Origin of the sequence: Mesorhizobium yinganensis (assembly GCF_040081985.1) — a bacterium.
GTDB lineage: Bacteria > Pseudomonadota > Alphaproteobacteria > Rhizobiales > Rhizobiaceae > Kumtagia > Kumtagia yinganensis.
The window spans coordinates 43,724-69,241 of sequence record NZ_JBEBMH010000023.1 but is presented as its reverse complement, the minus strand read 5'-3'; the positions used below and the strand labels follow the sequence as shown (position 1 = coordinate 69,241).

The window sequence follows — 25,518 nt, the reverse complement described above, 5'->3', positions numbered from 1 at the left end:
CTGTTTTCATGACAAGCAAATTGCCCGAGGGCAGGAGTAATAGATGGCCGGAAATCTCACCTTCGATCAGCTCAAGAAGGATGTCGCGGCGGGCGATATCGACACGGTTCTCGCCTGCGCCGTCGACATGCAGGGCCGGCTGGTCGGCAAGCGGTTTCTGGCGAAGTTTTTCGTCGAATCCGGTTACGAGGAGACGCATGGCTGCAACTACCTGCTGACGGTCGACGTCGATATGGAGGTCGTGCCGGGCTACAAGGCCGCCAACTGGCAGAAGGGTTATGGCGACTTCGTGCTCAAGCCCGACATGAACACGCTGCGCCGCATACCCTGGCTGGAGAAGACGGCGCTGGTGCTGTGCGATATCCTCGACCACCACCATCACGAGGACCTGCCGCATTCGCCGCGCGCCATACTGAAGAAGCAGGTGGCGCGGCTGAAGGAGCGTGGCTGGATGGCCTACATGGCCTCCGAGCTTGAATTTTACCTGTTCGAGGAGACCTACGATTCGGCGCGCGCCAAGAAGTGGAGCGGGCTTGCGACCGCCTCGCCCTACATCGGCGACTATCTGATCGGCATCACCACCAAGGAAGAGGAGGTGATGCGGGCAATCCGCAACAACATGGAAGCCGCCGGCATTCCGGTCGAGAATTCCAAGGGCGAGGCGGGCCCGGGCCAGGAAGAGATCAACGTGCGCTATGCCGAGGCGCTGGAAATGGCGGACCGCCATTCGATCCTGAAGAACGGCTGCAAGGAGATCGCCGCCGGGCTTGGCAAGTCTCTGACCTTCATGGCGAAGTACAACTATTCGATGGCCGGCAATTCCAGCCACGTGCACAACTCACTGTGGAGCGCCGACGGCAAGACGCCGCTGTTCTTCGATCCGAAGGCCGAGCACACCATGACGCCGCTGATGCGCTCGTGGGTGGCGGGCCAGCTCAAATACGCACGCGATATCACGCTGCTGCTGGCGCCCTACATCAACTCCTACAAGCGCTTCCAGGTGGCGACCTGGGCGCCGACGCGCATCGCCTGGAGCCGCGACAACCGCACGGCCAGCTTCCGCCTTTGCGGCGAGGGCTCGAAGGGCATCCGTATCGAGTGCCGCATGGGCGGCGCCGATTTGAACCCGTATCTGGCCTTCGCCGCGCTGATCGCGGCGGGGCTGGCGGGCATCGACGAGAAGCTCGAACTGGCGAAACCCTTCGAGGGCGATGTCTATCACGCCGGGCGGCTGCCGGAGATCCCGAAGACGCTGCGCGACGCCACCGCCGCCTTCGGCAAGTCGAAGATGCTGAAGGAAGCGCTCGGCGCGGAAGTGCTGGAGCACTATGTTCACACGGCCGAATGGGAGCAGTTCGAATACGACCGCCGCATTACCGACTGGGAGTTGCACCGGGGGTTTGAGCGGTACTGACTTTACGACTCTGGCCGAGACGCAATGACGTCGGCTAGAGGCGATCAACATCACAGCGGAGACGCCGATCTTGGAAACCATCAAACTCAAATCCCCCATCGACGGCTCGATCTATGCGGAGCGACCGGTTGCCACCGACGCGCAGGTGAGCGCCGTCGTCGAGCGGGCGAAGGCGGCGCAGGCCGACTGGGCGAAAACCTCGATCGCCGAGCGCTGCAAGTACATGCTCGCGATGCTAGAGGCGCTGGTCGCGATGAGCGACGAGATCGTGCCCGAACTGGCCTGGCAGATGGGGCGGCCGACACGCTACGGAGGCGAGTTCGGCGGGGTGAAGGAACGCGTCGGCTATATGGTCGAGATCGCCGAGAAGGCGCTTGCTCCGGTGATGGCGTTGAACCCGAAGGAGGGCTTTCGCCGTTATGTGAAAAAAGACCCGCTGGGCGTGGTGATGGTGATCGCGCCGTGGAATTATCCGTATCTGACGGCGGTCAACACCATCGTGCCGGCGCTGATTGCCGGTTCGACCGTGATCCTGAAGCATGCGGCGCAGACGCTGCTGGTTGGCGAGCGGTTCGCGAAAGCCTTCGAGGCGGCTGGGCTGCCCAAAAATGTGTTCCAGAATGTCGTGCTGAACCACACGCAGACGGAAAGGCTGCTCGGGTCCGGCAAGATCGACCATGTCAATTTCACCGGTTCGGTCGCCGGCGGCCGCGCCATCGAAAAGGCCGCGGCCGGCACCTTTATGACGCTTGGGCTCGAGCTTGGCGGCAAGGACCCGGCCTATGTGCTGCCCGATGCAAAACTCGACCACGCGGTGGCGAACCTGGTCGACGGCGCCTTCTACAATTCCGGGCAATGCTGCTGCGGCATCGAGCGCGTCTACGTGCACGAAAAAGTCTATGACGAGTTCGTCGAGGGCTACATCGCCGAGACCAAGAACTATGTGGTCGGCAATCCGCTCGATGCTTCCACCACTCTAGGCCCGATGGCGCAGGCGCGCTTCGCCGACCTGATCCGCGAGCAGAAAGCCGAGGCGCTGCGCAAGGGTGCTGTCGCGCATATCAACATGAAGGTCGACAAGGACGTGGCCGGCTCGCCGTACCTGGCGCCGGAAGTGCTGACCAATGTCGACCACCAGATGTCGGTGATGCGCGAAGAGAGCTTTGGGCCGATCGTCGGCATCATGAAGGTGCGCAACGACGAGGAAGCCATCGCGCTGATGAACGATAGCCCCTACGGCCTGACCGCCTCGATCTGGACCCGCGACACCGACCACGCGGCGGCGATCGGCGACCGCGTCGAGACCGGCACGGTGTTCATGAACCGTTGCGACTATCTGGACCCGGCGCTGGTGTGGACCGGCGTCAAGGACACCGGCAAGGGCGCAGCGCTGTCGGCCATCGGCTATGACAATCTGACGAGGCCGAAGAGCTTTCACCTCAGAGAGGTTTAGTGGCGACGTAATCGCATTACCCGATGCCGTGGCGGAAGTGACATTCACGTCTGTTCCTAAGCTGGGCGTGGCCCGGAACGGTAGGGAGTACCTTCGACCGTGCCAGCGTCGCCGGGAACAAGTTCGATGACGATCTGGTCCGCTGCAAAGATAGCTTCGAGGCCAAACGTGGAATCGAGATGGAGTATGTATCGCGAACTTGAGCCTTGGGTTGACGGTTCGCGATCTATGCTGATGCCCCAGAGAACGTTTTGATGGTTCCAATGCTGGAATTGTTTGGCAACCACCGCACCGCTGAGATGGAAGATGACCGTCGCGTGGCGATCAAGGACGTAGTAGCCGGCGTCGTTGACCTCCGGCGTGATGCGCCACGTATGGACGCTGATGCTCGTTGGATGAGGGGTGCGACGAAACTCGATTCGCACGACCTCAGCGTCATGAAAATCCGGTTCGAAGCCAAACCAGTCCACCAGTTCCGACCAACCACAAACGTCGTTCAAATCAGACATCCGGCAGCGAACTCCCAACCAATACTGTCTCTTCAGTCTTGCCTATAGAAAGTGCACTCCAATGTCCAAACTCGTCTCCAAATGGAACTATCCAACCACCGTCCGCTTCGGCGCCGGGCGCATCTCCGAACTGCCGGAGGCGCTGGCCGCGACCGGCATCAAAAACCCGCTCTTCGTCACCGATCCGGGGCTGGCGAAGCTGCCGGTGGTGGCGAGCACGCTGAAGATCCTCGATGATGCGAAGGTGCCTTACGCGGTGTTTTCGGACGTCAAGCCGAACCCGGTGGAGGCCAATCTCACGGCCGGCATCGCCGCCTTCAAGCAAGGAAAACACGACGGCGTTATTGCTTTTGGCGGAGGCTCGGGGCTCGACCTCGGCAAGCTGATCGCTTTCCAGGCCGGACAGACGCGGCCGGTGTGGGACTTCGAGGATATCGGCGACTGGTGGACACGCGCCAACTCGGATGCGATTGCGCCGATCATCGCGGTGCCGACGACCGCCGGAACGGGCTCCGAGGTTGGCCGCGCCGGCGTGCTGACCGACGAGAAGACGCATACCAAGAAGATCATCTTCCACCCGAAACTTTTGCCGGCAATCGTCATTGCCGACCCGGAACTGACTACCGGCATGCCGGCCTTCATCACGGTCGGCACCGGCATGGACGCACTGGCGCACTGCCTGGAGGCTTATTGCGCGCCGGGCTATCATCCGATGGCCGACGGCATCGCACTGGAAGGCATCCGCCTCGTGCTGGAAAACCTGCCGAAGGCTGCTGCCGACGGCAAGGACCTGACAGCGCGGGCGCATATGATGGCGGCGGCCGCCATGGGCGCTACCGCGTTCCAGAAGGGGTTGGGCGCCATCCATTCGCTGTCGCATCCGATCGGCGCGCTCTACGATACACATCACGGCATGACCAACGGCGTGTTCATGCCGTATGTGCTGGCCTTCAACCGGCCAGCGGTGGAGGAGCGCATCGCCCGGCTCGCTGCCTATCTCGGCATCGAGGGCGGGTTCGACGGTTTTGCCAAGGCGATCCTCAAGCTGCGCGCCGACCTCAAGGTGCCGCACACGCTGCCGGATCTGATCAAGGGCCTCGACATGGATGCCGAGCGCAAGGACTTCATCGCTGTGTCGGCGGTGGCCGATCCGAGCACGGGGACGAACCCGGTGCCGCTGACCAAGGAGGCGGCGCTCGCCATTCTTGAGGCTTCCGTCGCCGGCAAGGTTTGAGGGCCAGCCTGGGAGATGGAGGGGAGCCGGCCGGAGAAGTCTTCCCGGTCAGGTCCTGCCCATTTCCTGGGTGGCGCCGGTGTGAAACGCCCGCCGGCCATGGACTGGCGGTAAGGATAACAAAGGGAGGATCTTGCTTAGCCGGAAAAACAACATGGCAACGATTGCTACGGCAATCCAAAAGTAGTTAACTTTTGACGCCTCAGGGGGTTGGACAGTCTGGTTTCATCCGACTGTCATACGACAAGAATAACCGCAACAGGGGCGTCGAACGGCGTCAACTCAACGGAGAGAACAAATGCTCAGGTTCACGGGAAAGATCCTTTCCCTTACCGCCGCGTCGCTGATGGTGACGACGGCGATCGTCTCGGCGCAGGATTTGGCCGCGCTCGAGACGGCCGCAAAGGCTGAGGGGCAACTGACCACGATAGCGCTGCCGCACGACTGGTGCGGCTACGGCGCGGTCATCGACGGCTTCAAGAAGAAGTATCCCGAGATCACCATCAACGAACTCAACCCCGACGCCGGCTCGGGCGACGAGATCGAGGCGATCAAGGCGAACAAGGACAATAAGGGCCCGCAGGCGCCTGACGTCATCGACGTCGGCCTGTCCTTCGGCCCGTCGGCCAAGGCCGAAGGCCTGTTGATGCCCTACAAGGTGTCGACCTGGGATTCGATCCCGGACAGCGCCAAGGATGCGGAAGGCCATTGGTACGGCGACTATTACGGCGTTCTCTCGTTCCAGGTGAACAAGGACATCGTCAAGGAATCGCCGGCTGACTGGGCCGACCTGCTGAAGCCGGAATTCGCCAATTCCGTCGCTCTGGCCGGTGACCCGCGCGCCTCCAACCAAGCCATCCAGGGAGTCTACGCCGCCGGCCTGTCGAAGGGCGCCGCCGCCGGCGAAGCCGCCGGCACCGCCGGCCTCGAGTTCTTCAAGGAACTCAACGCCAAGGGCAACTTCGTGCCGGTTATCGGCAAGGCCGCCACGCTGGCGCAGGGCCAGACCCCGATCCTGATCACCTGGGACTACAATGCGCTCGCGGGCCGCGACACGCTGAACGGCAATCCGCCGGTCGACGTCATCGTGCCGAAGACCGGCGTCGTCGCGGGCGTCTACGTCCAGGCGATCAGCGCCTTCGCTCCGCATCCGAACGCCGCCAAGCTGTGGATGGAGTATCTCTATTCGGACGAGGGCCAGCTCGGCTGGCTTGCCGGCTATTGCCACCCGATCCGCTTCAACGATCTGGCCAAGAACGGCAAGATTCCGCAGGCGCTGCTCGACAAGCTGCCGCCGGCGGCCGCCTATGAGGCCGCCGCGTTCCCGACCCTCGACGAGCAGAAGGCTTCCAAGGAAGCGATCAGCAAGAACTGGGACTCGGTGGTCGGCGCCAACGTCCAGTAAGGTCTGAAATCGACCGGGCGGCTATGCAGCCGCCCGGTTCTCTTCATCGGACGGTCGGCATATGACGGACATCAGCCTTTCCCAGACCGCGGCAGGCAGGGCGCCGCCGGCGGAAGCGCGCCGCATGCGCCTGCCGACGCACTGGATCGGCGTCGCGCCGTTCTTCATCTTCGCCATCATGTTCCTGATCCTGCCGACGCTCTACCTGATGGTCGGTGCGTTCCAGAATGTCGCGGGCGAGTTCACGCTGGAAAACATCGCTGCGCTGTTCCAGCCCAACATCCGCGCGGCCTACTGGATCTCGATCAAGGTCAGCTTCGCATCGTCCGTCCTCGGTGCGCTGATCGGGCTGGCCATCGCCATCGCCATCGTGCGCGGCGGGCTGCCCAACTGGATACGCTCAGCGACCCTGACTTTCTCCGGCGTCGCCTCGAATTTTGCCGGCATTCCGCTGGCTTTCGCCTTCCTGGCCACGCTCGGCCGGCTCGGCCTCGCGACGGTGCTGCTCAACACCGTTTTCGGCATCAACATCTACGCCCACGGCTTCAACATCCTGTCGTTCTGGGGCCTGACGATCACCTATCTTTATTTCCAGATTCCGCTGATGGTGGTGATCATCGTGCCGGCCATCGACGGCATCAAGAAAGAGTGGGGCGAGGCCGCCGCGACGCTTGGCGCCACGCAGTGGCAATATTGGCGCAATGTGGTCATTCCAGTGCTATGGCCGAGTTTTCTCGGCACGGTGATCCTCCTGTTCGCCAATGCCTTCGGCGCCATCGCTACTGCTTACGCGCTGACCGGGTCGTCGCTGAACATCGTGCCGATCCTGCTCTATGCGCAGATCCGCGGCGACGTGCTGCACAATGCGCATCTCGGCTACGCGATCGCTTTCGGCATGATCTTCATCACCGGCCTCGCGAATGTGTTCTACATCTGGTTCCGGACCCGCAGTGAACGGTGGCTGAAATGAAGACCGGAAAATTCTGGGCCTGGCTCACTTTCGGCGTCGGCGCGGCCTATTTCTTCATTCCGCTGATCGCGACGCTGGAATTCTCGCTGCGCATGCGGCGCGGCGTCTATTCCTTCGATGCATACGCCGTGGTGTTCGGCGATGCCCGCTTCCAGCAGTCCTTCACCTTTTCGGTGGTCGCGGCGATTTTCACCATCCTGCTCGGCATCCTGATCGTCGTCCCAGCCGCCTACTGGATCAGGCTGCGCCTGCCGCATCTCAGGCCGATCGTCGAGTTCATCACGCTTTTGCCGCTCGTCATCCCGGCAATCGTCATCGTCTTCGGTTACATCCGCATGTACGGCTCGAATTCGCCGCTGCCCTTCCTGGCTAGCACCTGGAGCACCAACGTGCTGCTGGTCATCGGTTATGCGACGCTGGCGCTGCCCTATATGTACCGGGCGGTGGATACGGGCCTCAGGACCATCGACGTCAGAACCCTGACTGAGGCCGCGCAGATTCTTGGCGCGGGCTGGGCAACCATCATCGCGCGGGTCATCATGCCGAATGTCCTGATCGCCGTGTTGTCGGGCGCCTTCCTGACCTTCGCCATCGTGATTGGCGAATTCACCATGGCCAGCCTGCTCAACCGTCCAGCCTTCGGTCCGTATCTGCAGAACATCGGCGCCAACCGGGCCTATGAACCGGCAGCCCTCGCCATCATCGCCTTCGCCATCACCTGGGGGTGCATGTCGCTGATCCAGTTGCTGTCGCGCTACGCGCCGAAATCGTCGAACCAAACCCGCTGACTTGAAAGTCCACGTCCATGGCCGACCCCTTCCTCAGCATCCAGCAAGTTCGAAAATCCTTCGGCCCGACCACCGTCGTGCAGGACTTCAACCTCGATGCCGCACCGGGCGAATTCGTCTCCTTCCTCGGCCCGTCGGGCTGCGGCAAGACCACCGTGCTGCGCATGGTCGCCGGCTTCGAGGAGCCGACGGCGGGCAAGGTCGTCGTCGGGGGCAAGGACGTCACGCGGCTGAAGCCGAACCAGCGCAATGTCGGCATGGTGTTCCAGGCCTATGCGCTGTTCCCCAACCTGACCGTGGCGCAGAACGTCGCCTTCGGCCTCAAGGTCGCCGGAATGCCGAAGCCCGACGCCGACAAGCGCGTCGCCGAAATGCTCGGCATCATCAAGCTGCCTATCGACCAGTTCGGCGACCGCTATCCCTACCAGCTCTCCGGCGGCCAGCAGCAGCGCGTGGCGCTAGCCCGCGCGCTGGCACCGAAGCCGAAACTGCTGTTGCTCGACGAGCCGCTTTCGGCACTCGATGCCAAGGTGCGCGTGTCGCTGCGCGAGGAAATCCGGTCGATCCAGCAGAAGCTCGGCATCACCACGATCTTCGTGACGCATGACCAGGAAGAAGCACTTTCGATCTCCGACCGCATCGCGGTGATGTATGGCGGCAGGGCCGAGCAAGTCGGCACGCCGTTCGAGATCTACAACCGCCCGGCGACAAAATTCGTCGCCAATTTTGTCGGCACGCTGAATGTGCTGGAAGGCACCGTCACCGATGCGGGGGCCGGCTCGGTGCGGATCAATTCGCAGAACCTGTCACTGAAGGGCAAGCTCAACGGCTCCAAGACCGGCGACCAACTTTCGCTGGCGCTGCGGCCGGAAGCGATCGCTCTGGGGCCGAAGGCCGGGCACGACGCCAAGCTGCAGGGCCAGATCGCCGAGGTGCATTTCCTGGGCTCGGTGATCCGCGTGCGGGTGGGGCTCGGCAGCAGCGTCGTGTCGCTCGACACCTTCAACAATTCCAGCACGCCGCCGCCCGCGGTCGGCGACAAGACCGAGATCAGTTTTTCGTCCAACGACGTGCTCGTGCTGCACTGAGGGACTGCGCCGGCGACGCGGACGCAACTGGATCACGCAGGATTCGCTTCGGCGATAGGCCCGGCTTGCGCCGTCTCGCATCCCTGTGCAGAGTGCGGCGATGGACAAGCGTGATGTCGATGAAATTGCCGCCTGGCTTGCCGCCAGGGGGCTTGAGGGCGGCGAAGAGGTCTCGCTGCTTCACGACTTCTGCCGGCGATGCCAAGCGGCCGGCCTCGCGCTCGGCCGGGCCATCGTCATCATCGATACACTGCACCCGATCTATGAAGGACGCGGCTTTCGGTGGCGCGAGGACGACCCGGACGAGCCACCGCTGCTGGAATTCCGCCGCAACGACGACACGTCCCGCCTGGGAGACTGGTACACCAGTCCTTTCTACCATCTCTTGCAGAAGGGCGGCGGCGAGTTGCGCTGCCGCCTTCACGCCGGAGACACGGCGGGTTTCTCGGCGGTCGAGGAACTGCGCGTCGCAGGCCAGACCGACTATTTTGCGACGGTTCACATGTTCGCTCCGGACGCGGTGCTGGGCGAAATGGACAATCTGGGTTCGCGCTGGACCACGGCGCGGCCGGGCGGCTTCACCGATTCCGAGATCGAGGCGCTGCGTTATCTGACTCCGCTGCTCGGGCTTGCAATCAAGGCGTCGTCGCTGGTGCGTGTGTCACAGGCCCTGGTGGAGGCCTATCTCGGCCGCGACCCCGGGCAGCGCGTGCTGAAGGGCAGGATCAGCCGCGGTCAGGTCGACAAGATCAACGCGGTGCTTTGGTTTTCCGATCTCAAGAGCTTCACCACCCATTCGGAGGCGATGGAATCCGGGCAGATCATCCCGTTCCTGAACGATCATGCGGATGTAGTCATCTCGGCGATCCATGCGGCGGGCGGCGACGTGCTGAAGCTGATCGGCGACGGCATTCTGGCGATCTTTGGCGGGAGGGAGCCGGCCGACGCGGCGACGGCCGCGCTGCGCGCCGAGGCCGACATGCGGCTGCGCCTGACCGAACTGCATGAGCGGCGGATGGCCGAGGGCGTGCCGGTGGCCGACGTCTATCTCGGCCTGCATATAGGCGACGTGTTCTACGGCAATATAGGCAGCGCCGAGCGGCTGGATTTCACCGTGGTCGGCAGGGCCGTCAACGAGGTCAGCCGCATCGCTTCCATGTGCGGTTCGGTCGATCGGCGGGTGCTGTTCTCGACCGATTTCCATGCGACGCTACCCGAACAGGAGCGCGCGAAATTGGTCTCGGTCGGCCGCTATGCGCTACGCGGCGTCGGACGGGCACAGGAACTGTTTACGCTCGATCCGGAGTTGGTGGCGGGATAGGTGATGGCCGGACGGCGGCCCTGCTGTAGTCAGCCGCTGTCGAGATCCGGCCAACGTCACATTGTGGTTTCCGGGCAAGATTGTATTGGTGGGACGAGTCAGGCACCGTCCTCGTCGCCAAACTCTTCCTCCCAGGTCACGCCGCCGTAGAATACGCGCAAGATCACCACGCGCTCTGGCTCGACTATGAAGGCCACCGTTATCCGGCGCTCGAACCCGATGACACGAAGCCCCGGCGCAATTCGTCGCGGGGAGTGCCGCGCTCCGAGCCGTAGTCGAGACGTTCGCAGAATGTCCGGATGCGTTGAACATAACCAAAGGCCCGACTGACACCTGTGGCGTCGGCGACGATGCCAAAGATACTTTCGAAATCCCGATTGGCGCGGAGCGAGTAGTGAACGATCCGCCGCTTCACGCTTGTCTCTTTAGCCGGCCATCGCGGAGCTTGCGCAAATTCTCGAGCAATTGTTCTCCCGAGATTAGCCTCTCTGGGTGGGCTTTGACTTCGTCATAGGTCGGCACTACCTCCTCGCGCAGCCAACGCTCCACGGCGGCGTCGCGCTGCTGTAGCGCGCGGAGGCCGGCGCGGATTACTTCGCTGCTGGTTGCATAGGTCCCGGATTCGACCAGCCGATCTATGAAGGCCGCCTGTTCGGCGGGGAGGCTGAAGGTGCGTTTTTCGGTGGCGGACATTCGTTCCTCCTGGAAGGGGCGGTATGAAATTATCATACCGGATAAACGCTCTGCAAGTCAGACCCGGCGAGCGGCGAAACCCTGGGCTCGGGAGGAATGCCCTCTTCTACCTTGGTATCGGTTCGCATGATTCGGCTTGACTTGTTTCGCGTCCTCCTACAACTTTGGTCAATCGGTCAGACCAATTTACCGGAGAGGAGCCGGGTCTGACATCGGAGGACACGGCTTCCATGCCGATCGAGACAATCGTACCGCGCCGGCTCTACCGGCAGGTCGCCGAGCAGCTACGCCAGCTTTTCGACAGCGGCGAGTTCGCTGTCGGCGACCGCCTGCCGCCGGAGCGCGAGCTTGCGGAACGCATGGGGATTTCGCGTCCCACCGTCCGCGAGGCGCTGATCGCGCTGGAGGTCGAAGGCCGGGTGCGTATCCGTGTCGGCTCCGGCATCTACGTCACTGAGCCGTCGCGCCTGCCGGCCAATCCGACCACCGACGAGGGGCCGTTCGAACTTCTCAGGGCGCGCGAATTCGTCGAGGGGGCCGTGGCAGAGGAGGCGGCGTTGCTCGCGACGGCGGCCGATATCGCCGCGATGGACGACATCCTAGTTCAGATGGAAGGCAAGGCGCATCCCAACCACGCCACCCTGACGCTGGACCGCGCGTTCCACACGGCCGTGGCCTCGACGCTCGGCAATGCAGTCCTAGTGCGGGTGATCGGCGATCTGTTCGATCAGCGCATGAATCCGTATTTCGAGCGGCTTTCGAGTTACTTTGAGGATCCGACCACGTGGAATGCCGCGCAGGAGGAGCATCGGCTGGTGCGCGACGCGATTGCGGCGCGTGATCCGAAAGCGGCAAAAAGGGCGATGCAGGACCATCTGCGAAAATCGCAGGATCGGTTCTCGGTGAGTTTTCGGGAAATGTCGGCGGTTGCGCCGGCGGAGGAGAGGAAGGCGGTATCCGGCCACGCCCATTGATCGGCCGGCAATTCGGGTAATCAACTTCGGGAGGAAGAGAATGAAATTTCGTCTTGCAGCAACACTCGGCGCGATGGCCGCGCTTGCCCTTTCGGCTTCCGCGGCGCTGGCGCAGGAAACGCTGAAATGGGCGCATGTTTATGAGACATCCGAGCCCTTCCACACCGAATCGGTGTGGGCCGGCGAGGAGATCGCCAAGCGCACCAATGGCCGCTACAAGATCGAGGTCTATCCAGCCTCGCAACTCGGCAAGGAAGCCGACATCAACCAGGGCCTGACGCTGGGCACCGTCGACATCATCATTTCGGGCTCCAGCTTCGCCGCCAAGGAACTGCCGCGCATGGGGGTCACCTATTACCCCTTCACCTTCCGCGACGCCGACCATCTGATCGCCTACACCAAGAGCGACAAATACAAGGAACTGGCGGCCGCCTATGAGGAGAAAACCGGCCACCACATCACCGCGACCAGCTACTACGGCACCCGCCAGACGACGTCCAACCGTCCGATCGCCAAATGCGCCGACATGGCTGGGCTGAAGATGCGCGTGCCGGACGTGCCGGCCTATCTCGCCATGCCGCGCGCCTGCGGCGCCAACACCGCGCCGATCGCCTTCGCCGAGGTTTACCTGGCGCTGCAGAACGGCACGGTCGAGGCGCAGGAGAACCCGCTGACCACGATCGAGGCGAAGAAGTTCTACGAAGTCCAGAAGAACATCGTGCTGACCGGCCATATCGTCGACCATCTCAACACCATCATCTCGCAGTCGCGCTGGGCGAGCCTTTCCGACGAGGACAAGGCGATCTTCACCGAAGTCCTGCAGGAAGCCGCCAAGCGCACCACCGACAAGATCGTGGCGCGCGAGAAAGAACTCGTGCAGGTGTTCAAGGACCGCGGCCTGACGGTGACCGAAGTCGACAAGGAAGACTTCAAGAAGAACGTCGCCGAGAAGGTGACGTTCGAGGAATTCGGCTACGAGAAGGCCGATTGGGACGCCATCCAGGCGGTCCAATAGCCACCGCTTCCACCGCCGTGGCCGTGAGGTCTGCGGCACGACGCATCGATCCGGCTGCCTCGCGGCAGCCGGATGAGGGGATTTTCCCGCCCTGGCGAGGTCGCGATGAGCCAAAAAGAGCATCATACACAGGTTACCGCCGAAGAGCTTGCCCATGCCTTCGAAGAGGAGGCGGCGCCCATCGACCTGTCCCACCACGGTTTCGAGGACTGGGTCACGCTTGCCGTGTTCTGGGGCATGGTGGTCTGCGTCTTCCTGCAATTCTTCACCCGCTACGCGCTAAACAACAGCCTGGCCTGGACCGAAGAGATCGCCATCAATGCGCTGATCGTGGTGGTGTTCCTGGGTGCTGCGATGTGTGTGCGCACGACGCGGCACATCCATGTCGACGTGCTCTATCACTATCTGTCGCCGCGCGTCGGCCGCGCTCTTGCACTCACCGTCGATGCCATCCGCGTCGTCTTCTTCGGCTACGCGGTGTGGCTGATGTGGCGCTATGTGCGAATCGTCTCCCATGAGCGCATGACCACAGTCAACCTGCCCAGAAGCTGGTTCTTCTGGCTGGTCTTCGCCGGTTTCCTGCTGATGTTCGTGCGCTCCGTCCAGGTCGCCATCGCTAACTACCGCCGCGGCTACTCCGTCCTGGAGCGCCCGGGCGAATTCGACGCTCCCGGGGTTTGACCGATGCTGCTTCTCGTTGGCGGTTTCCTTGTCCTGATGATCCTCGGCGTGCCGGTGGCGGTCTCCATGGCCGTGGCGTCCGTCGCCTATCTTCTGCTCTACGGCGTCGCGCCGGACCTCATCGCAGCGCAGCGCATGATCGCTGGCGTTGAAAGCTTTCCTTTGCTCGCCGTGCCGTTTTTCATCCTCGCCGGCAATCTGATGAACATCGCCGGCGTCACCGGCCGCATCTATACGTTTGCCCTGGCATTGGTCGGCTGGATGAAAGGCGGACTGGCGCAGGTCAACATCATCGGCTCGGTGATCTTTTCCGGCATGTCCGGAACCGCGCTGGCGGATGCCGCCGGCATCGGCACCATCGAGATCAAGGCGATGAAGGATCACGGCTATCCGGTCGACGCGGCCGTTGGTGTCACCGCTGCCTCCGCCACGCTGGGGCCGATCTTCCCGCCATCGCTGCCCTTCGTCATCTACGGCATGATGGCCAATGTCTCGATCGGCGCGCTGTTCATGGCCGGCATCCTGCCCGGCGTGGTCATGACGGTGCTGATGATGATCACCGTGGCTGTGTTCGCCTACCGGCGCGGCTGGGGTTCGGACACTCCGTTCTCGTTCAAGCGGCTCAGCGAAGCCAGCCTGGAAGTGGCCGTCGTCGCGCTGTTCCCGATCTCGGTCTACCTGCTGATGCTGGCCGGCGTGTCGATCAACGTAGCCGTGCTGGCCGCGCTGGTGGCCCTGGTGGCGCTCGACTGGTACTTCGACTTCTCCGCCGTCATGGCGCTGATGACCCCGGTCATCCTGATCGGCGGCATGACCATGGGCTGGTTCACGCCGACAGAGGCAGCGATGGCAGCCGTCATCTGGTCGCTGTTCCTCGGCCTGGTGCGCTACCGCACGATGACGGCGCGGGCGCTTGCCAAGGCGAGCTTCGACACGATCGAGACCACGGCCTCGGTGTTGTTCATCGTCACCGCCGCCTCGATCTTCGCCTGGCTGCTGACGGTCAGCCAGTTCGCGCAGCTCTTCTCCGATTTCATGCTGACGCTGACCGACAACAAATGGGTGTTCCTGATCCTGGTCAACATCCTGATGCTGATCGTCGGCTGCTTCCTCGACACCATCGCGGCGATCACCATATTGGTGCCGATCCTGCTGCCGGTGGCGGCGAAATATGGCGTCGATCCGGTGCATTTCGGGCTGATCATGACGCTGAATTTGATGATCGGCCTGCTGCATCCCCCGCTCGGCATGGTGCTGTTCGTGCTGTCGCGGGTGGCGAAACTCTCGGTCGAGCGCACCACCATGGCGATCCTGCCCTGGCTGGTGCCGTTGCTGGTGGCGCTGCTGCTCATCACCTTCGTGCCCGACATCACGCTTTGGCTGCCGCAACAGATGGGGCTGATCCGATGAACACTGTCGCCATCGCCGCAACGCTGTTCGGTCCGGAGGATCTGCGCGTCGTCGACCGGGACATCGGTCCGCTTTCGCCAGGCATGGTGCGGGTAAGGCTCGGGGCAGGCGGCATATGCGGGTCTGACATGCATTATTTCCGGCATGCGCGCACTGGCGATTTCGTCGTGACCTCGCCGCTTGTGCTCGGGCACGAGGTGGCAGGCGAGATCGTCGAGATCGCCGGCGATGCGCCGGGCCTTGTCGTCGGCGACCATGTCGCCGTCAATCCCTCGCGCTGGTGCCGGCATTGCGCGCGCTGCCGCGAGGGACGGCCTAACCTTTGCGAAAACATCTATTTCATGGGTTCGGCATCGAGGACGCCGCATATGCAAGGCGGCTTTGCCAGTCTTTTCGATGCGGTGCCGGCGCAATGCGTGAAGGTGCCGAAAGACCTTGCCCTGTCTTCCGCAGCGCTTGCGGAGCCGCTGGCGGTTGGCCTCCATGCAGTTGCGCGCGCCGGGGACATTGTGGGCCGGCACGTGGCGCTGTTCGGTGCCGGGCCGATCGGCCTGCTGGTCATGCTGGCCGCGCGGCTGGCGGGCGCCGGCAGGATCACCATGATCGACATAGCCGCCGCGCCACTCGCCTTCGCCGAGACGCTCGGCGCCGATCGTGTCGTCGACATCAGCGGCGGGACCGGCCCGCTGGAAGAGGTGGTGGCCGGTGACCCGGTCGACGCCGCATTCGAGATTTCCGGCACGCCGGCCGGGCTTGGCTCGGCGGTCCGCTCCGTACGTCGCGGCGGCACGGTGGTGCTGGTCGGTAATCTGCCCGGTGGCGACGTGCCGGCGCCGGCCAACGCAATGATGGCCAAGGAGCTCGATGTCAGGGGCACCTTCCGGTTCGGCGACGAGTTTTCGCGCGCCGTGGACCTCATCGTCTCGGGAGCGGTCGATGTGGAAAAACTGGTCACGGCCAGACGGCCTCTACGTGATGCGCCAGACGCTTTCCGGCTGGCGCTCGACCGCAGCCGCAGCGTAAAGGTCGTGCTGACGGCGGACTGACTGGTGTCCGTCGTCGGTGTGGGACGGAACATCTAACCTTGAATTTTTCCCCTACCGGCAACGCAGCGGCGCGGCTTGGCATCGTGCTGATGCTTTTGGGCGCGCTGCTGTTCACGCTGAACGACACTGTCGGCAAATGGCTGGTGTCGACCTATTCGGTCGGCCAGCTGCTTTTGATCCGCAGCGGCGCGGCGATTCTGGTACTGGCGCCTTTCTTGTGGCGAGGCGGATTGACGCCGCTGTTCAAGGTCGAGCGGCCGGGCATGCAGGCGCTGCGCGTGCTGCTGGCTTCCGGCGAGGTCTATGCCTTCTATTTCGCCGTGATCTACCTGCCGCTCGCCGACGCCATGACCTACTGGCTGGCGGCGCCGATCTATGTGGCGGCGTTGTCGCCTTTCCTGCTCGGCGAAAAGGTCGGCTGGCGACGCTGGACCGCGATCTTCCTCGGTTTCTGCGGCGTGCTGATCGCCCTGGAGCCCTCCTCGGCTACGCTGACGCCGGCGGCGATCATCTCGATCCTCGGCAGCCTGGCCTTTACCTTCATGCTGATTTCCAGCCGCATATTGCGCGGCACCCCTGATGTCACGCTCGTGTTCTGGCAGATGATCGGCGCCGCGGTGGTGGGGTTGGCCACCGCGCCGTTCGGCTGGGTGACGCCGGACCTCCGCGATTTCCTGCTGCTGGCCCTACTGGGCGTGGTGGCGATGGGCGCGCATGTCTGCATCAACCGCGCGCTGAAGCTTGCAGACGCGGCCACCGTGGTGCCATTTCAGTACACGCAGCTTTTCTGGGCCATCCTGTTCGGCTGGCTGGTGTTTTCCGATGTGCCTCGCCTCAACATGATGATTGGCGCGACGATCATCGTGGCGTCGGGGCTGTTCATCTTCTTCCGCGAGCATCAGTTGAAGCGCGGCAACGCGGATATCGTGGACCCTTAGAGCAACGTTCGACCGGATTGAACGCCGCTTCAGACCTGCCACGGATTGTGGATAGTGACGCCTGTGTCGTGGAAATCGGCGACGTTGCGCGTCACCACTGTCAGGTGGTGGATGACGGCCGTCGCGGCAATCAATCCGTCCGCCGAGCCGCGCGTGCGTATTGCGTTGATACGGCCCCATTCCGCCGCAATCTGATCGTCGACGTCCAGTATTCGGTCACGATACCGTTGCCGCAGACTCTCGAGCCATCGCTCGAGATGGCGGGCAGCGACAGGATCGCGTCGCCGCTTCTTGTGTACGCCGCTCGCTATTTCGCCGAGCGTGATGACACTCAGCCACAGGCCGTCGTGCTCATGCGCCACGAGCCACCTGACGACGGCCGGCTCATTCTTGCGCGCTGCCGATACGACATTGGTATCAAGCAGAAACATCTAGTCGAGATCGACATCCCGAGGGCCGGACTTGTTGCGGCGGTTGACGTCCTCGACAAATTCGTCGTCCCATGCAGGTCCCGTCAGCAGGAATTCGGCCAGGGAAGGCCGTTGCTCCAGCAACCGCTTGTACTCGTCTATGGCGATCACCATGACCGCGGGCTCCCCGCGCAACGTCACGGTCTGCGGTCCTTCCGTGCGCGCCTTGTGGACCACTTTTGAGAAATTGTTCTTCGCGTCCTGCAGATGCCAGTTCATATTCGCCACCTAGCCAGCTTGGCTAGCTATATAGCACGGCCGGTGCTTCGTTCAAAGGGACAGTCACCGCGACCCGAAGATTGCCGAGCCGACGCGGACGCTAGTGGCACCGAAGGCGACGGCGATCTCATAGTCGCTGGACATGCCCATAGACAGCTTTTCGACGCCGGCCTCGCGTGCCAGCTTTTCCAGCAGCGCGAAATGCGGGCCGGGATTCTCATCGACCGGCGGGATGCACATCAGCCCCTCGACGGTGAGCCCATGGACCTCGCGGCAGCGTTTGACGAAGGCGACGGCGTCGCGCGGCCCTATACCGGCTTTTTGCTGCTCCGAGCCTGTGTTGACCTGCACATAGAGTTTTGGCGCCTTGCCCTGCCTGGTAATTTCCTTGGCCAGTTCGGCGGCGATCTTCTCGCGGTCGACCGTTTCGATCACGTCGAACAGCGCCACCGCTTCCTTCGCCTTGTTGGATTGCAGCGGCCCGATGAGGTGCAGTTCGATATCCGGCCATTCCTGCTTCAGCGCCGGCCATTTGCCCTGCGCTTCCTGCACGCGGTTCTCGCCGAAGACGCGCTGCCCGGCTTCGATGACCGGGCGGATGTCGGCCGCCTCGAAGGTTTTCGAGACCGCGACCAGCGTGACGCTGCCGGCTGCGCGTTTTGCCTCGCGCTCGGCCGCGGCGATTTTTGACTTTACATCAGTCAGACGGGAAACTGCGTCGCTCATGCCTCACCCAAAGGAGAAATGGATTCGAGTTAAACTCGACTTTCAACTCTGAAAGTTGACGCCTTAGGCAAACCATGGTGAAGGTCCGCCGAACCCATTTCGCCGTCTTATCCAGTGAATTTCCGATAATGGCAACCGAACGATACAATCCGCGCGCATCCGAGCCCAAATGGCAGAAGGCCTGGGACGCGGCAAAACTCTTCGAGACGAAGAACGACGACCCGCGCGAGAAATACTACGTGCTGGAGATGTTTCCCTACCCGTCCGGGCGCATCCATATGGGCCATGTGCGCAACTACACGATGGGCGACGTGGTGGCGCGCTTCCAGCGGGCGAACGGCAAGAACGTGCTGCATCCGATGGGCTGGGACGCCTTCGGACTGCCCGCCGAGAACGCCGCGCGTGACAACAAGGTCAACCCGCGCGACTGGACCTACGCCAACATCGAGACGATGAAGGGCCAGTTGAAGACCATGGGCCTGTCGCTGGACTGGGCGCGCGAGATCGCCACCTGCGACCCCAGCTATTACAAGCATCAGCAAAAGCTGTTCCTGGATTTCTGGGAGGCCGGGCTGGTCGAGCGCCGCTCGGCCAAGGTGAACTGGGACCCGGTCGACATGACGGTGCTCGCCAACGAGCAGGTTATCGACGGCAAGGGCTGGCGCTCCGGCGCGCCGGTCGAGCAGCGCGACCTGACGCAGTGGTTCTTCAAGATCACGTCGATGTCGCAGGATCTGCTGGACAGCCTGGATACGCTGGATCGCTGGCCGGACAAGGTCAAGCTGATGCAGGCCAACTGGATCGGCCGCTCCGAGGGCCTGCTGATCCGCTGGCCGCTGGCCGATGGCACGGCGCCCGCCGGCGAGAGCGAGTTGGAGGTCTACACGACCCGCCCGGACACGATTTTTGGCGCATCCTTCATGGCGATTGCGGCCGACCACCCGCTGGCGAAGATGGCGGCGGAGAACAATCCGAAGCTGGCCGCCTTCATGGAGGAGGTGCGGCGCATGGGCACGTCGGTGGCAGCACTCGAGACCGCCGAGAAGAAGGGCTTTGATACCGGCATCCGCGTGGTCCATCCGTTCGACCAGAGCTGGACGCTGCCCGTCTATGTCGCGAACTTCGTGCTGATGGACTATGGCACGGGAGCGATCTTCGGCTGCCCGTCGGGCGACCAGCGTGACCTCGATTTCGCCAACAAATACGGCCTGCCGGTGGTGCCGGTGGTGATGCCCGAAGACGCCGAAGAAAAGACCTTCCAGATCACCGAGGAAGCTTATGTCGACGATGGCGTGATGATCAATTCGCGCTTCCTCGACGGCATGAAACCCAAGCAGGCTTTCGACGACGTGGCGAACCGGCTGGCGGATATCTCGATCGGCAACCGGCCGATGGGCGAGCGAAAGGTGCAGTTCCGGCTGCGCGACTGGCTGATCTCACGCCAGCGCTATTGGGGCTGCCCGATCCCGGTCATCCATTGCGACGATTGCGGCTCGCTGCCTGTGCCCGACAGCGCATTGCCGATCAAACTGCCCGACGATGTGAGCTTCGAAAAGCCGGGCAATCCGCTGGACCATCATCCGACGTGGAAACACGCGACTTGCCCGCAATGCGGCAAGGCGGCGCGGCGCGACACCGATACGATGGACACGTTCGTCGATTCGTCCTGGTATTTTGCGCGCTTCACCGATCCGTGGAACGAGGCGGCGCCAACCACCTTGCCGGTGGTCGATGGCAAGAAGGGCTGGCTGCCGGTCAACCAATATATCGGCGGCATCGAACACGCGATCCTGCACCTGCTCTATTCGCGTTTCTACGTGCGGGCGATGCAGGCAACGGGCCATATCAACGACGTGAAGGAGCCTTTCGAGGGCCTGTTCACGCAGGGCATGGTCGTGCACGAGACCTACCGCCTGCCGGAAGGCTGGATCACGCCGGCCGAGGTCAAGATCGAGGAGATCGACGGCGTCCGTCGCGCGGTACTGATCAAGGATGGTACGCCGGTCGAGATCGGCGCGATCGAAAAGATGTCGAAGTCGAAGAAGAATGTGGTCGACCCCGACGACATCATCGCCAGCTACGGCGCCGATACGGCGCGCTGGTTCATGCTGTCGGACTCACCGCCGGAGCGCGACGTGATCTGGACGGAAGCCGGCGTCGAGGGCGCGCACCGCTTCGTGCAGCGTGTCTGGCGGCTGGTTTCGGAGGCGGCGCCGGTGCTCTCCGGCGTCAAGCCGGCGCATGCGGCCGAGGGCGAGGCGGGCACGGTCTCCAAGGCCGCGCACAAGGCACTCAAGGCCGTCGGTGAGGACATCGGCAAGCTCGGCTTCAACAAGGCCGTGGCGCGCATCTACGAACTGACCAATGCGCTGCAGGCGCCGCTGGCGGCGGCTTCGGCTGGCGATGCGGACGAGGTGCTGAAAGGTGCGCTGCGCGAGGCGGTGGAGTTCCTGCTGTCAATGATCGCGCCGATGATGCCGCATCTGGCCGAGCAATGCTGGGTGGAACTGGGCGGTGACGGACTGATCGCCGAGCGGGCCTGGCCTGTATTCGACCCGTCGCTGACGGTGGATAATGAGATTGTCTACCCTGTGCAGATCAACGGCAAGAAACGCGGCGACTTGACGATTGCGCGCGACGCGGATCAAGCTGCGGTTGAAAGGGCGACGCTTGCGCTCGAGGTTGTCCAGAAAGCGCTTGATGGCAAGCCGCCGCGCAAAGTGATCGTGGTGCCGCAAAGGATCGTCAATGTCGTTGCCTGATCGCCTGTCCGCCCGTCGCTTTCGCCATGCCGGCATCGCCGCTCTGCTTGCGGCGATGGCGCTGGCATCGGCCTGCACAGTGCGGCCGCTTTACTCGGATACGAGCATCGAGACCGGCGCCGTGCCCGGCGCGGCGGCGGGGTTCAAGCAGATATCCATCGACGCGGTCGACACGCGCTATGGTCAGCAGTTGCGCAACGATTTGATTTTCCTGCTGAACGGCGGCGCCGGCCAGCCGGCGCAGGCGAAATACAAGATGACGCTGGCCGCCTCCATACTGGTTCTCGACGAGGCGGAGGTGGAGGTGGACAATGATACCCGCCCGACGGCCGCGACATTGCACATGACCGGCAGCTATGTGCTGATCGACCTCTCGACCGGCAAGCCCGTCGCCAAGGGATCGCGCACCATTCCGGCTTCCTACGACCAGCCGACGCAGGAATTCGCCAATCTGAGGGCGCGGCGCGACGCCGAGGACCGAGCGGCCCGAGAACTTGCTGAACTGCTGCGCCTGGACATCGGCCAGAAACTCGCAAAGCTTCCGGCGGCATAAGTCCGCCGGTCATCTGCGGATATCGCGGCGGCGGGCAGCCGAGGGTTGCCTCTTTCAGATGTGCAGCGCCTGGCCGAGCGCCTTGAGCGCCGCCTCCTGGAACGCCTCGCCCTGCGTCGGATGCGAATGGATCGTGCCGGCAATGTCCTCCAGCCGCGCGCCCATCTCGATCGCCAGTCCGAACGCCGCCGACAGTTCCGACACACCCTGGCCGACGGCCTGGATGCCCAGTACCAGATGGTTGTCGGCGCGGGCGACGACGCGGACGAACCCGTCCTCGCCATGTTTGGTCATGGCGCGGCCGTTGGCAGCGAACGGGAACACGCCGGTCTTCACTTCGCGTCCGCCCGCCTTCGCTTCGTCCGGCGTGAGGCCGGCGCTGACGATTTCCGGGTCGGTGAAGCAGACGGCGGGGATGCAGCGCTTGTCCCAGCTTCGCTTGTGGCCGGCGACGATCTCGGCCACCATCTCGCCCTGCGCCATGGCGCGATGCGCCAGCATCGGCTCGCCGGTGACGTCGCCGATGGCGAAGACGCCGCGCATCGACGTGCGGCACTGGTCGTCGATCCTGATAAAGCGGCCGGCGCGGTCGAGGTCGAGTTCTTCCAGGCCCCAGTCCTCGATAGCGGGTTTCCGGCCGACGGCGACGAGGATTTTTTCCGCAGCAATTTTTCGGGTTGCGCCGTCGGCAGTCGCGACGACGAGCTGGCCGGAGTCCAGTCCCTGCGCCTTGGCGCCGAGCAGCACCTCAATGCCAAGGGCGGCCAGTTGCTTGCCGACGGACTTGGTCAGTTCCGCATCGTAGAGCGGCAGGATGCGGTCGGTGGCCTCGACCACCGTCACCTTCGCGCCAAGCTTGGCGAAGGCGATGCCGAGTTCCAGCCCGATGTAACCGGCGCCGACCACGGCGAGTGTTTCCGGTACGGATTTGAGCGACAGCGCCTCGGTGGATGAGATCACCGGGCCGCCGAACGGGACCGGGGGCAGCTCGACCGGGGCCGAGCCCGTGGCGATGACCACCGTCTCGGCGCGGATCACCTGCGTACCGGTTTCGGTCTCGACCTCGACCGTCTTGCCGTCGCGGAATTTCGCGAAGCCGTGCACGGATTTGACATTGGCCTTTTTCAGCAGGCCGGCGACGCCGTTGGTCAGCCGCCCGACGATGCGGTCCTTCCAGGCGACCGTCTTCGACAGGTCGATCGCCGCGGCAGACAACGATATGCCGACGGCGCTCTTGCCTTCCGCTGCCAGCCTTGCCGCCTCGAACTCTTCCGCTGCGTGGATCAACGCCTTGGATGGGATGCAGCCGATGGTGAGGCAGGTGCCGCCCGGCTTCTTTGCCTCGACGATGACCGTGTCGATGCCGAGCTGGCCGGCGCGGATGGCGCAGACATAACCGCCCGGGCCAGCACCGACGACGAGGAGCTTGCAGGAGATTTCTTTCATCGCTCAATCCACGAAAATCAGAGCCGGGGTTTCCAGCAGCGTCTTGATGCGCTGGATGAAGACCGCTGCGTCCCACCCGTCGACGACACGATGGTCGAAGGAAGACGAAAGATTCATCATCTTGCGCGGGATGAACTGCGAGCCGTCCCACACCGGGCGCACCATGATCTTGTTGACGCCGACGATCGCCACCTCTGGATGATTGATGACCGGCGTGGTGGCAACGCCGCCCATGGCACCGAGGGAGGTGATGGTAATGGTCGAGCCGGACAATTCCTCGCGCGTCGCCGTGCCGGTCTTGGCCGCGTCCGCGAGCCGGTTGACCTCGGCCGCGCAGTCGAACAGGTCGCGCGCCTCGGCGTGGCGGACGACCGGGACCACGAGACCTGACGGCGTCTGCGCGGCGATGCCGATATGCACGGCGCCGTGGCGGTAGATTACGCCCGCCTCATCGTCGAACAGCGCGTTGACGCCCGGCTGTTCCTTGATCGCCTTAACCATTGCGCGCATCAGGAAGGGCAGGATCGTCAGCTTGGTCCGGTCCGCCTTCTTCTCGGCGTTGAGTTTTGCCCGCAACTCCTCCAGCGCGGTGACGTCGATTTCCTCGACATAGGTGATGTGCGGGATGCGCGATTTCGCCAGCCGCATCTTCTCGGCGATTTTCCGGCGCAGGCCGACCACCTTGATCTCCTGAACGGAATCGTCCGGCGCCAGGCCGGCCGGGCGCGACGGCTGCGGCCCGCGCGACAGGAAGGCGTCGATATCCTCATGGGAGATGCGTCCTGCCGGGCCGGAGCTGGCCACCTGGCGCAGGTCTATGCCGGCTTCCTTGGCGCGCAGGCGCACGGCTGGGGAGGCCAGCGGCTTTTCGCCGGCCGGCCTGGGGGCAGCGGCGGGCGCGACAGGGGCAGGCGTGCCCGCCGAATTCCCGCTTCGCACATCGGCCTTCGTGGCTGAAGATGGTTTCGACGATGAGGCAGAAGAGGCGGCCGACGCGGCCGATCTCGCTTCAGCATGGGAGGTCGCCAATGCGGCCGCTGCGGTAGAAACGCTTTCATTAGCCGGCGATTTTCCGGCTGGGGAATCGTTTGCCTGTGCTCCGGTTTCAGATTTGACGTTGGCTTCAGCGCCAGCCTCGCCGCCTGCTACCTTGATCCGAACGATCGGCGAGCCGACCGCAATCGTCTCGCCGATCTCGCCGCCCAGCCAGACGATCTCGCCTTCGACGGGGGAGGGGATTTCGACTGTCGCCTTGTCGGTCATGACGGCGGCGAGCAACGAATCCTCGCGCACCAGGTCGCCGATCTTCACGTGCCACTCGACTAGCTCGGCCTCGGCCACGCCCTCGCCCACGTCGGGGAGTTTTATCGTATGCTCGGCCATGATCAGGCCTCCATCGTTTCTACGAAGGCGCGGCCGACGCGCGCCGGGCCGGGGAAATAGTCCCATTCCTGCGCGTGCGGATAGGGCGTGTCCCAACCCGTCACCCGCATCACCGGCGCCTCGAGATTGTAGAAGCAGTGACGTTGCACCAACGCCGCCAGTTCCGCGCCGAAACCGGAGGTTAACGTGGCCTCGTGCACGACGGTGCACCGGCCCGTCTTCTTCACGGAATTGACGATGGCATCGAGGTCGAGCGGCAGAAGCGTGCGCAGGTCGATGATCTCGGCGTCGATGCCGGTTTCATCAGCCGCGGCCTCCGCGACATAGACCATGGTGCCGTAGGCAAGCACGGTGAGTTGAGAACCTTCGCGCCGTATCGCCGCCTTGCCGAGCGGGGTCGTATAATGGCCGTCCTGCACTTCGCCCAGCGTGTGTTTCGACCACGGCGTCACCGGACGCTCGTGATGGCCGTCGAACGGTCCGTTGTAGAGCCGCTTGGGTTCGAGGAAGATCACCGGATCGGGGTCCTCGATCGCGGAGATCAGCAGGCCTTTCGCGTCGTGCGGATTGGAGGGCACGACGACCTTCAGGCCGGACACATGGGTGAACAGGGCTTCCGGGCTCTGGCTGTGGGTCTGGCCCCCGAAGATGCCGCCGCCGGTCGGCATGCGGATGACGATCGGGCAGGTGAACTCGCCGTTTGAGCGGTAGCGCAGTCGCGCAGCCTCGGAGACGATCTGGTCGTAGGCCGGATAAACATAATCGGCGAATTGCACCTCCACGCAGGGGCGAAGGCCGTAGGCCGCCATGCCGATCGCCGCGCCGACGATGCCGAGTTCGCTGATCGGCGCGTCGAAGCAGCGGGTGCGCCCGTATTTCTGCTGCAGGCCCGCCGTGCAGCGGAAGACGCCGCCGAAATAGCCGACATCCTCGCCGAAGACGACGACGCGCTCGTCGCGGCCCATCGACACGTCCATGGCGTCGCGGATCGCCTCGATCATGGTTTTGCGAGGCATTGGA

Annotated in this window: 25 protein-coding genes; 16 read left to right on the top strand and 9 right to left on the bottom strand. The window is 63.5% G+C overall.

Annotated features, from left to right (window positions below):
* Positions 1-43: 43 nt before the first annotated feature.
* Positions 44-1,414 (top strand): glutamine synthetase family protein, encoded by a 1,371-nt coding sequence (locus tag ABMA59_RS28335; protein ID WP_349008729.1) that lies wholly within the window; start codon positions 44-46, stop codon positions 1,412-1,414.
* 67 nt (positions 1,415-1,481) lie between these two features.
* Positions 1,482-2,867, top strand: coding sequence for an aldehyde dehydrogenase family protein (locus tag ABMA59_RS28330; protein WP_349008757.1), 1,386 nt, complete (start codon positions 1,482-1,484; stop codon positions 2,865-2,867).
* A gap of 56 nt (positions 2,868-2,923) precedes the next feature.
* Here the strand turns inward: ABMA59_RS28330 and ABMA59_RS28325 are convergent, their stop codons facing one another.
* Positions 2,924-3,376 (bottom strand): hypothetical protein, encoded by a 453-nt coding sequence (locus ABMA59_RS28325; protein ID WP_349008728.1) that lies wholly within the window; start codon positions 3,374-3,376, stop codon positions 2,924-2,926.
* Positions 3,377-3,437: 61 nt separating this feature from the next.
* Between ABMA59_RS28325 and ABMA59_RS28320 the strand changes: the two genes are divergently transcribed.
* From ABMA59_RS28320 to ABMA59_RS28295, 6 genes are all read left to right on the top strand, one after another.
* Entirely contained in the window at positions 3,438-4,610 is a 1,173-nt protein-coding gene (locus ABMA59_RS28320; RefSeq protein ID WP_349008727.1) for an iron-containing alcohol dehydrogenase, read from the top strand.
* Between the two features lie 298 nt (positions 4,611-4,908).
* Positions 4,909-6,015 (top strand): ABC transporter substrate-binding protein, encoded by a 1,107-nt coding sequence (locus tag ABMA59_RS28315; RefSeq protein WP_349008726.1) that lies wholly within the window; start codon positions 4,909-4,911, stop codon positions 6,013-6,015.
* 124 nt (positions 6,016-6,139) lie between these two features.
* Complete coding sequence (locus tag ABMA59_RS28310; RefSeq protein WP_425475997.1) at positions 6,140-6,985, top strand: ABC transporter permease; 846 nt, start codon at positions 6,140-6,142, stop codon at positions 6,983-6,985.
* A complete protein-coding gene (locus tag ABMA59_RS28305; protein ID WP_349008724.1) occupies positions 6,982-7,773 on the top strand; it encodes an ABC transporter permease in 792 nt (263 codons plus the stop codon). The genes ABMA59_RS28310 and ABMA59_RS28305 overlap by 4 nt, the downstream gene beginning before the upstream one ends.
* 17 nt (positions 7,774-7,790) lie before the next feature.
* Positions 7,791-8,861 (top strand): ABC transporter ATP-binding protein, encoded by a 1,071-nt coding sequence (locus ABMA59_RS28300; RefSeq protein ID WP_349008723.1) that lies wholly within the window; start codon positions 7,791-7,793, stop codon positions 8,859-8,861.
* Positions 8,862-8,961: 100 nt separating this feature from the next.
* On the top strand, positions 8,962-10,182 hold the full coding sequence (locus ABMA59_RS28295) for an adenylate/guanylate cyclase domain-containing protein (protein WP_349008722.1): 1,221 nt from the start codon (positions 8,962-8,964) through the stop codon (positions 10,180-10,182).
* A gap of 199 nt (positions 10,183-10,381) precedes the next feature.
* On the opposite strand, the gene ABMA59_RS28290 is transcribed toward ABMA59_RS28295, so the two are convergent.
* Entirely contained in the window at positions 10,382-10,597 is a 216-nt protein-coding gene (locus ABMA59_RS28290) for a type II toxin-antitoxin system RelE/ParE family toxin (RefSeq protein ID WP_349008721.1), read from the bottom strand.
* Complete coding sequence (locus ABMA59_RS28285) at positions 10,594-10,875, bottom strand: type II toxin-antitoxin system ParD family antitoxin (RefSeq protein WP_349008720.1); 282 nt, start codon at positions 10,873-10,875, stop codon at positions 10,594-10,596. Before ABMA59_RS28285 ends, ABMA59_RS28290 begins: the two co-directional genes overlap by 4 nt.
* Before the next feature lie 230 nt (positions 10,876-11,105).
* Here ABMA59_RS28285 and ABMA59_RS28280 point away from each other — a divergent pair, with 230 nt between their 5' ends.
* The 6 genes from ABMA59_RS28280 (at position 11,106) to ABMA59_RS28255 (ending at position 16,939) form a co-directional block, all read left to right on the top strand.
* On the top strand, positions 11,106-11,849 hold the full coding sequence (locus ABMA59_RS28280; protein ID WP_349008719.1) for a FadR/GntR family transcriptional regulator: 744 nt from the start codon (positions 11,106-11,108) through the stop codon (positions 11,847-11,849).
* Between the two features lie 40 nt (positions 11,850-11,889).
* A complete protein-coding gene (locus tag ABMA59_RS28275; protein ID WP_349008718.1) occupies positions 11,890-12,864 on the top strand; it encodes a sialic acid TRAP transporter substrate-binding protein SiaP in 975 nt (324 codons plus the stop codon).
* Between the two features lie 105 nt (positions 12,865-12,969).
* Positions 12,970-13,545 (top strand): TRAP transporter small permease, encoded by a 576-nt coding sequence (locus tag ABMA59_RS28270; RefSeq protein ID WP_349008717.1) that lies wholly within the window; start codon positions 12,970-12,972, stop codon positions 13,543-13,545.
* A gap of 3 nt (positions 13,546-13,548) precedes the next feature.
* Entirely contained in the window at positions 13,549-14,955 is a 1,407-nt protein-coding gene (locus ABMA59_RS28265) for a TRAP transporter large permease (protein WP_349008716.1), read from the top strand.
* The gene (locus ABMA59_RS28260) at positions 14,952-16,001 is read left to right on the top strand and encodes an L-idonate 5-dehydrogenase (protein WP_349008715.1); all 1,050 of its coding nucleotides are present in this window, start codon (positions 14,952-14,954) and stop codon (positions 15,999-16,001) included. Before ABMA59_RS28265 ends, ABMA59_RS28260 begins: the two co-directional genes overlap by 4 nt.
* A 38-nt stretch (positions 16,002-16,039) precedes the next feature.
* Positions 16,040-16,939, top strand: a complete 900-nt coding sequence (locus ABMA59_RS28255; protein WP_349008714.1) for a DMT family transporter — start codon at positions 16,040-16,042, stop codon at positions 16,937-16,939.
* A 29-nt stretch (positions 16,940-16,968) separates the two neighbouring features.
* Here the strand turns inward: ABMA59_RS28255 and ABMA59_RS28250 are convergent, their stop codons facing one another.
* The 3 genes from ABMA59_RS28250 to ABMA59_RS28240 all read right to left on the bottom strand — a co-directional run bounded on the left by ABMA59_RS28250 (position 16,969) and on the right by ABMA59_RS28240 (position 18,354).
* Positions 16,969-17,370: a type II toxin-antitoxin system VapC family toxin gene (locus ABMA59_RS28250; RefSeq protein WP_349008713.1), complete on the bottom strand. Its 402-nt coding sequence runs from the start codon at positions 17,368-17,370 to the stop codon at positions 16,969-16,971.
* Complete coding sequence (locus tag ABMA59_RS28245) at positions 17,371-17,628, bottom strand: type II toxin-antitoxin system Phd/YefM family antitoxin (RefSeq protein WP_349008712.1); 258 nt, start codon at positions 17,626-17,628, stop codon at positions 17,371-17,373.
* Positions 17,629-17,691: 63 nt separating this feature from the next.
* Positions 17,692-18,354 carry a YggS family pyridoxal phosphate-dependent enzyme gene (locus ABMA59_RS28240; RefSeq protein ID WP_349008710.1) on the bottom strand — a complete coding sequence of 221 codons (663 nt, stop codon included), beginning with the start codon at positions 18,352-18,354 and terminating at the stop codon, positions 17,692-17,694.
* Between the two features lie 128 nt (positions 18,355-18,482).
* On the opposite strand from ABMA59_RS28240, the gene leuS reads away from it, so the two are divergent.
* Together leuS and lptE are read left to right on the top strand one after the other, a co-directional pair.
* Positions 18,483-21,116: a leucine--tRNA ligase gene (gene leuS / locus ABMA59_RS28235; RefSeq protein ID WP_349008709.1), complete on the top strand. Its 2,634-nt coding sequence runs from the start codon at positions 18,483-18,485 to the stop codon at positions 21,114-21,116.
* Positions 21,103-21,669 (top strand): LPS assembly lipoprotein LptE, encoded by a 567-nt coding sequence (lptE, locus tag ABMA59_RS28230; RefSeq protein WP_349008708.1) that lies wholly within the window; start codon positions 21,103-21,105, stop codon positions 21,667-21,669. Before leuS ends, lptE begins: the two co-directional genes overlap by 14 nt.
* 54 nt (positions 21,670-21,723) lie before the next feature.
* Here lptE and lpdA read toward each other — a convergent pair whose 3' ends face one another.
* The 3 genes from lpdA to ABMA59_RS28215 are packed head-to-tail and all read right to left on the bottom strand — an operon-like array spanning position 21,724 to position 25,514.
* Positions 21,724-23,115, bottom strand: coding sequence for a dihydrolipoyl dehydrogenase (gene lpdA, locus ABMA59_RS28225; protein WP_349008707.1), 1,392 nt, complete (start codon positions 23,113-23,115; stop codon positions 21,724-21,726).
* A gap of 3 nt (positions 23,116-23,118) precedes the next feature.
* Positions 23,119-24,498: a dihydrolipoamide acetyltransferase family protein gene (locus tag ABMA59_RS28220; RefSeq protein ID WP_349008706.1), complete on the bottom strand. Its 1,380-nt coding sequence runs from the start codon at positions 24,496-24,498 to the stop codon at positions 23,119-23,121.
* Positions 24,499-24,500: 2 nt separating this feature from the next.
* The gene (locus ABMA59_RS28215) at positions 24,501-25,514 is read right to left on the bottom strand and encodes an alpha-ketoacid dehydrogenase subunit beta (protein ID WP_349008705.1); all 1,014 of its coding nucleotides are present in this window, start codon (positions 25,512-25,514) and stop codon (positions 24,501-24,503) included.
* Positions 25,515-25,518: the final 4 nt, after the last annotated feature.

Coding starts and splice junctions, on each gene's coding strand:
- ABMA59_RS28335 (WP_349008729.1), top strand. CDS start 44: ATGGCCGGAAATCTCACCTTCGATCAGCTCAAGAAGGATGTCGCGGCG.
- ABMA59_RS28325 (WP_349008728.1), bottom strand. CDS start 3,376: ATGTCTGATTTGAACGACGTTTGTGGTTGGTCGGAACTGGTGGACTGG.
- ABMA59_RS28320 (WP_349008727.1), top strand. CDS start 3,438: ATGTCCAAACTCGTCTCCAAATGGAACTATCCAACCACCGTCCGCTTC.
- ABMA59_RS28315 (WP_349008726.1), top strand. CDS start 4,909: ATGCTCAGGTTCACGGGAAAGATCCTTTCCCTTACCGCCGCGTCGCTG.
- ABMA59_RS28310 (WP_425475997.1), top strand. CDS start 6,140: ATGCGCCTGCCGACGCACTGGATCGGCGTCGCGCCGTTCTTCATCTTC.
- ABMA59_RS28305 (WP_349008724.1), top strand. CDS start 6,982: ATGAAGACCGGAAAATTCTGGGCCTGGCTCACTTTCGGCGTCGGCGCG.
- ABMA59_RS28300 (WP_349008723.1), top strand. CDS start 7,791: ATGGCCGACCCCTTCCTCAGCATCCAGCAAGTTCGAAAATCCTTCGGC.
- ABMA59_RS28295 (WP_349008722.1), top strand. CDS start 8,962: ATGGACAAGCGTGATGTCGATGAAATTGCCGCCTGGCTTGCCGCCAGG.
- ABMA59_RS28285 (WP_349008720.1), bottom strand. CDS start 10,875: ATGTCCGCCACCGAAAAACGCACCTTCAGCCTCCCCGCCGAACAGGCG.
- ABMA59_RS28280 (WP_349008719.1), top strand. CDS start 11,106: ATGCCGATCGAGACAATCGTACCGCGCCGGCTCTACCGGCAGGTCGCC.
- ABMA59_RS28275 (WP_349008718.1), top strand. CDS start 11,890: ATGAAATTTCGTCTTGCAGCAACACTCGGCGCGATGGCCGCGCTTGCC.
- ABMA59_RS28270 (WP_349008717.1), top strand. CDS start 12,970: ATGAGCCAAAAAGAGCATCATACACAGGTTACCGCCGAAGAGCTTGCC.
- ABMA59_RS28265 (WP_349008716.1), top strand. CDS start 13,549: ATGCTGCTTCTCGTTGGCGGTTTCCTTGTCCTGATGATCCTCGGCGTG.
- ABMA59_RS28260 (WP_349008715.1), top strand. CDS start 14,952: ATGAACACTGTCGCCATCGCCGCAACGCTGTTCGGTCCGGAGGATCTG.
- ABMA59_RS28250 (WP_349008713.1), bottom strand. CDS start 17,370: ATGTTTCTGCTTGATACCAATGTCGTATCGGCAGCGCGCAAGAATGAG.
- ABMA59_RS28245 (WP_349008712.1), bottom strand. CDS start 17,628: ATGAACTGGCATCTGCAGGACGCGAAGAACAATTTCTCAAAAGTGGTC.
- ABMA59_RS28240 (WP_349008710.1), bottom strand. CDS start 18,354: ATGAGCGACGCAGTTTCCCGTCTGACTGATGTAAAGTCAAAAATCGCC.
- leuS (WP_349008709.1), top strand. CDS start 18,483: ATGGCAACCGAACGATACAATCCGCGCGCATCCGAGCCCAAATGGCAG.
- lptE (WP_349008708.1), top strand. CDS start 21,103: ATGTCGTTGCCTGATCGCCTGTCCGCCCGTCGCTTTCGCCATGCCGGC.
- lpdA (WP_349008707.1), bottom strand. CDS start 23,115: ATGAAAGAAATCTCCTGCAAGCTCCTCGTCGTCGGTGCTGGCCCGGGC.
- ABMA59_RS28220 (WP_349008706.1), bottom strand. CDS start 24,498: ATGGCCGAGCATACGATAAAACTCCCCGACGTGGGCGAGGGCGTGGCC.
- ABMA59_RS28215 (WP_349008705.1), bottom strand. CDS start 25,514: ATGCCTCGCAAAACCATGATCGAGGCGATCCGCGACGCCATGGACGTG.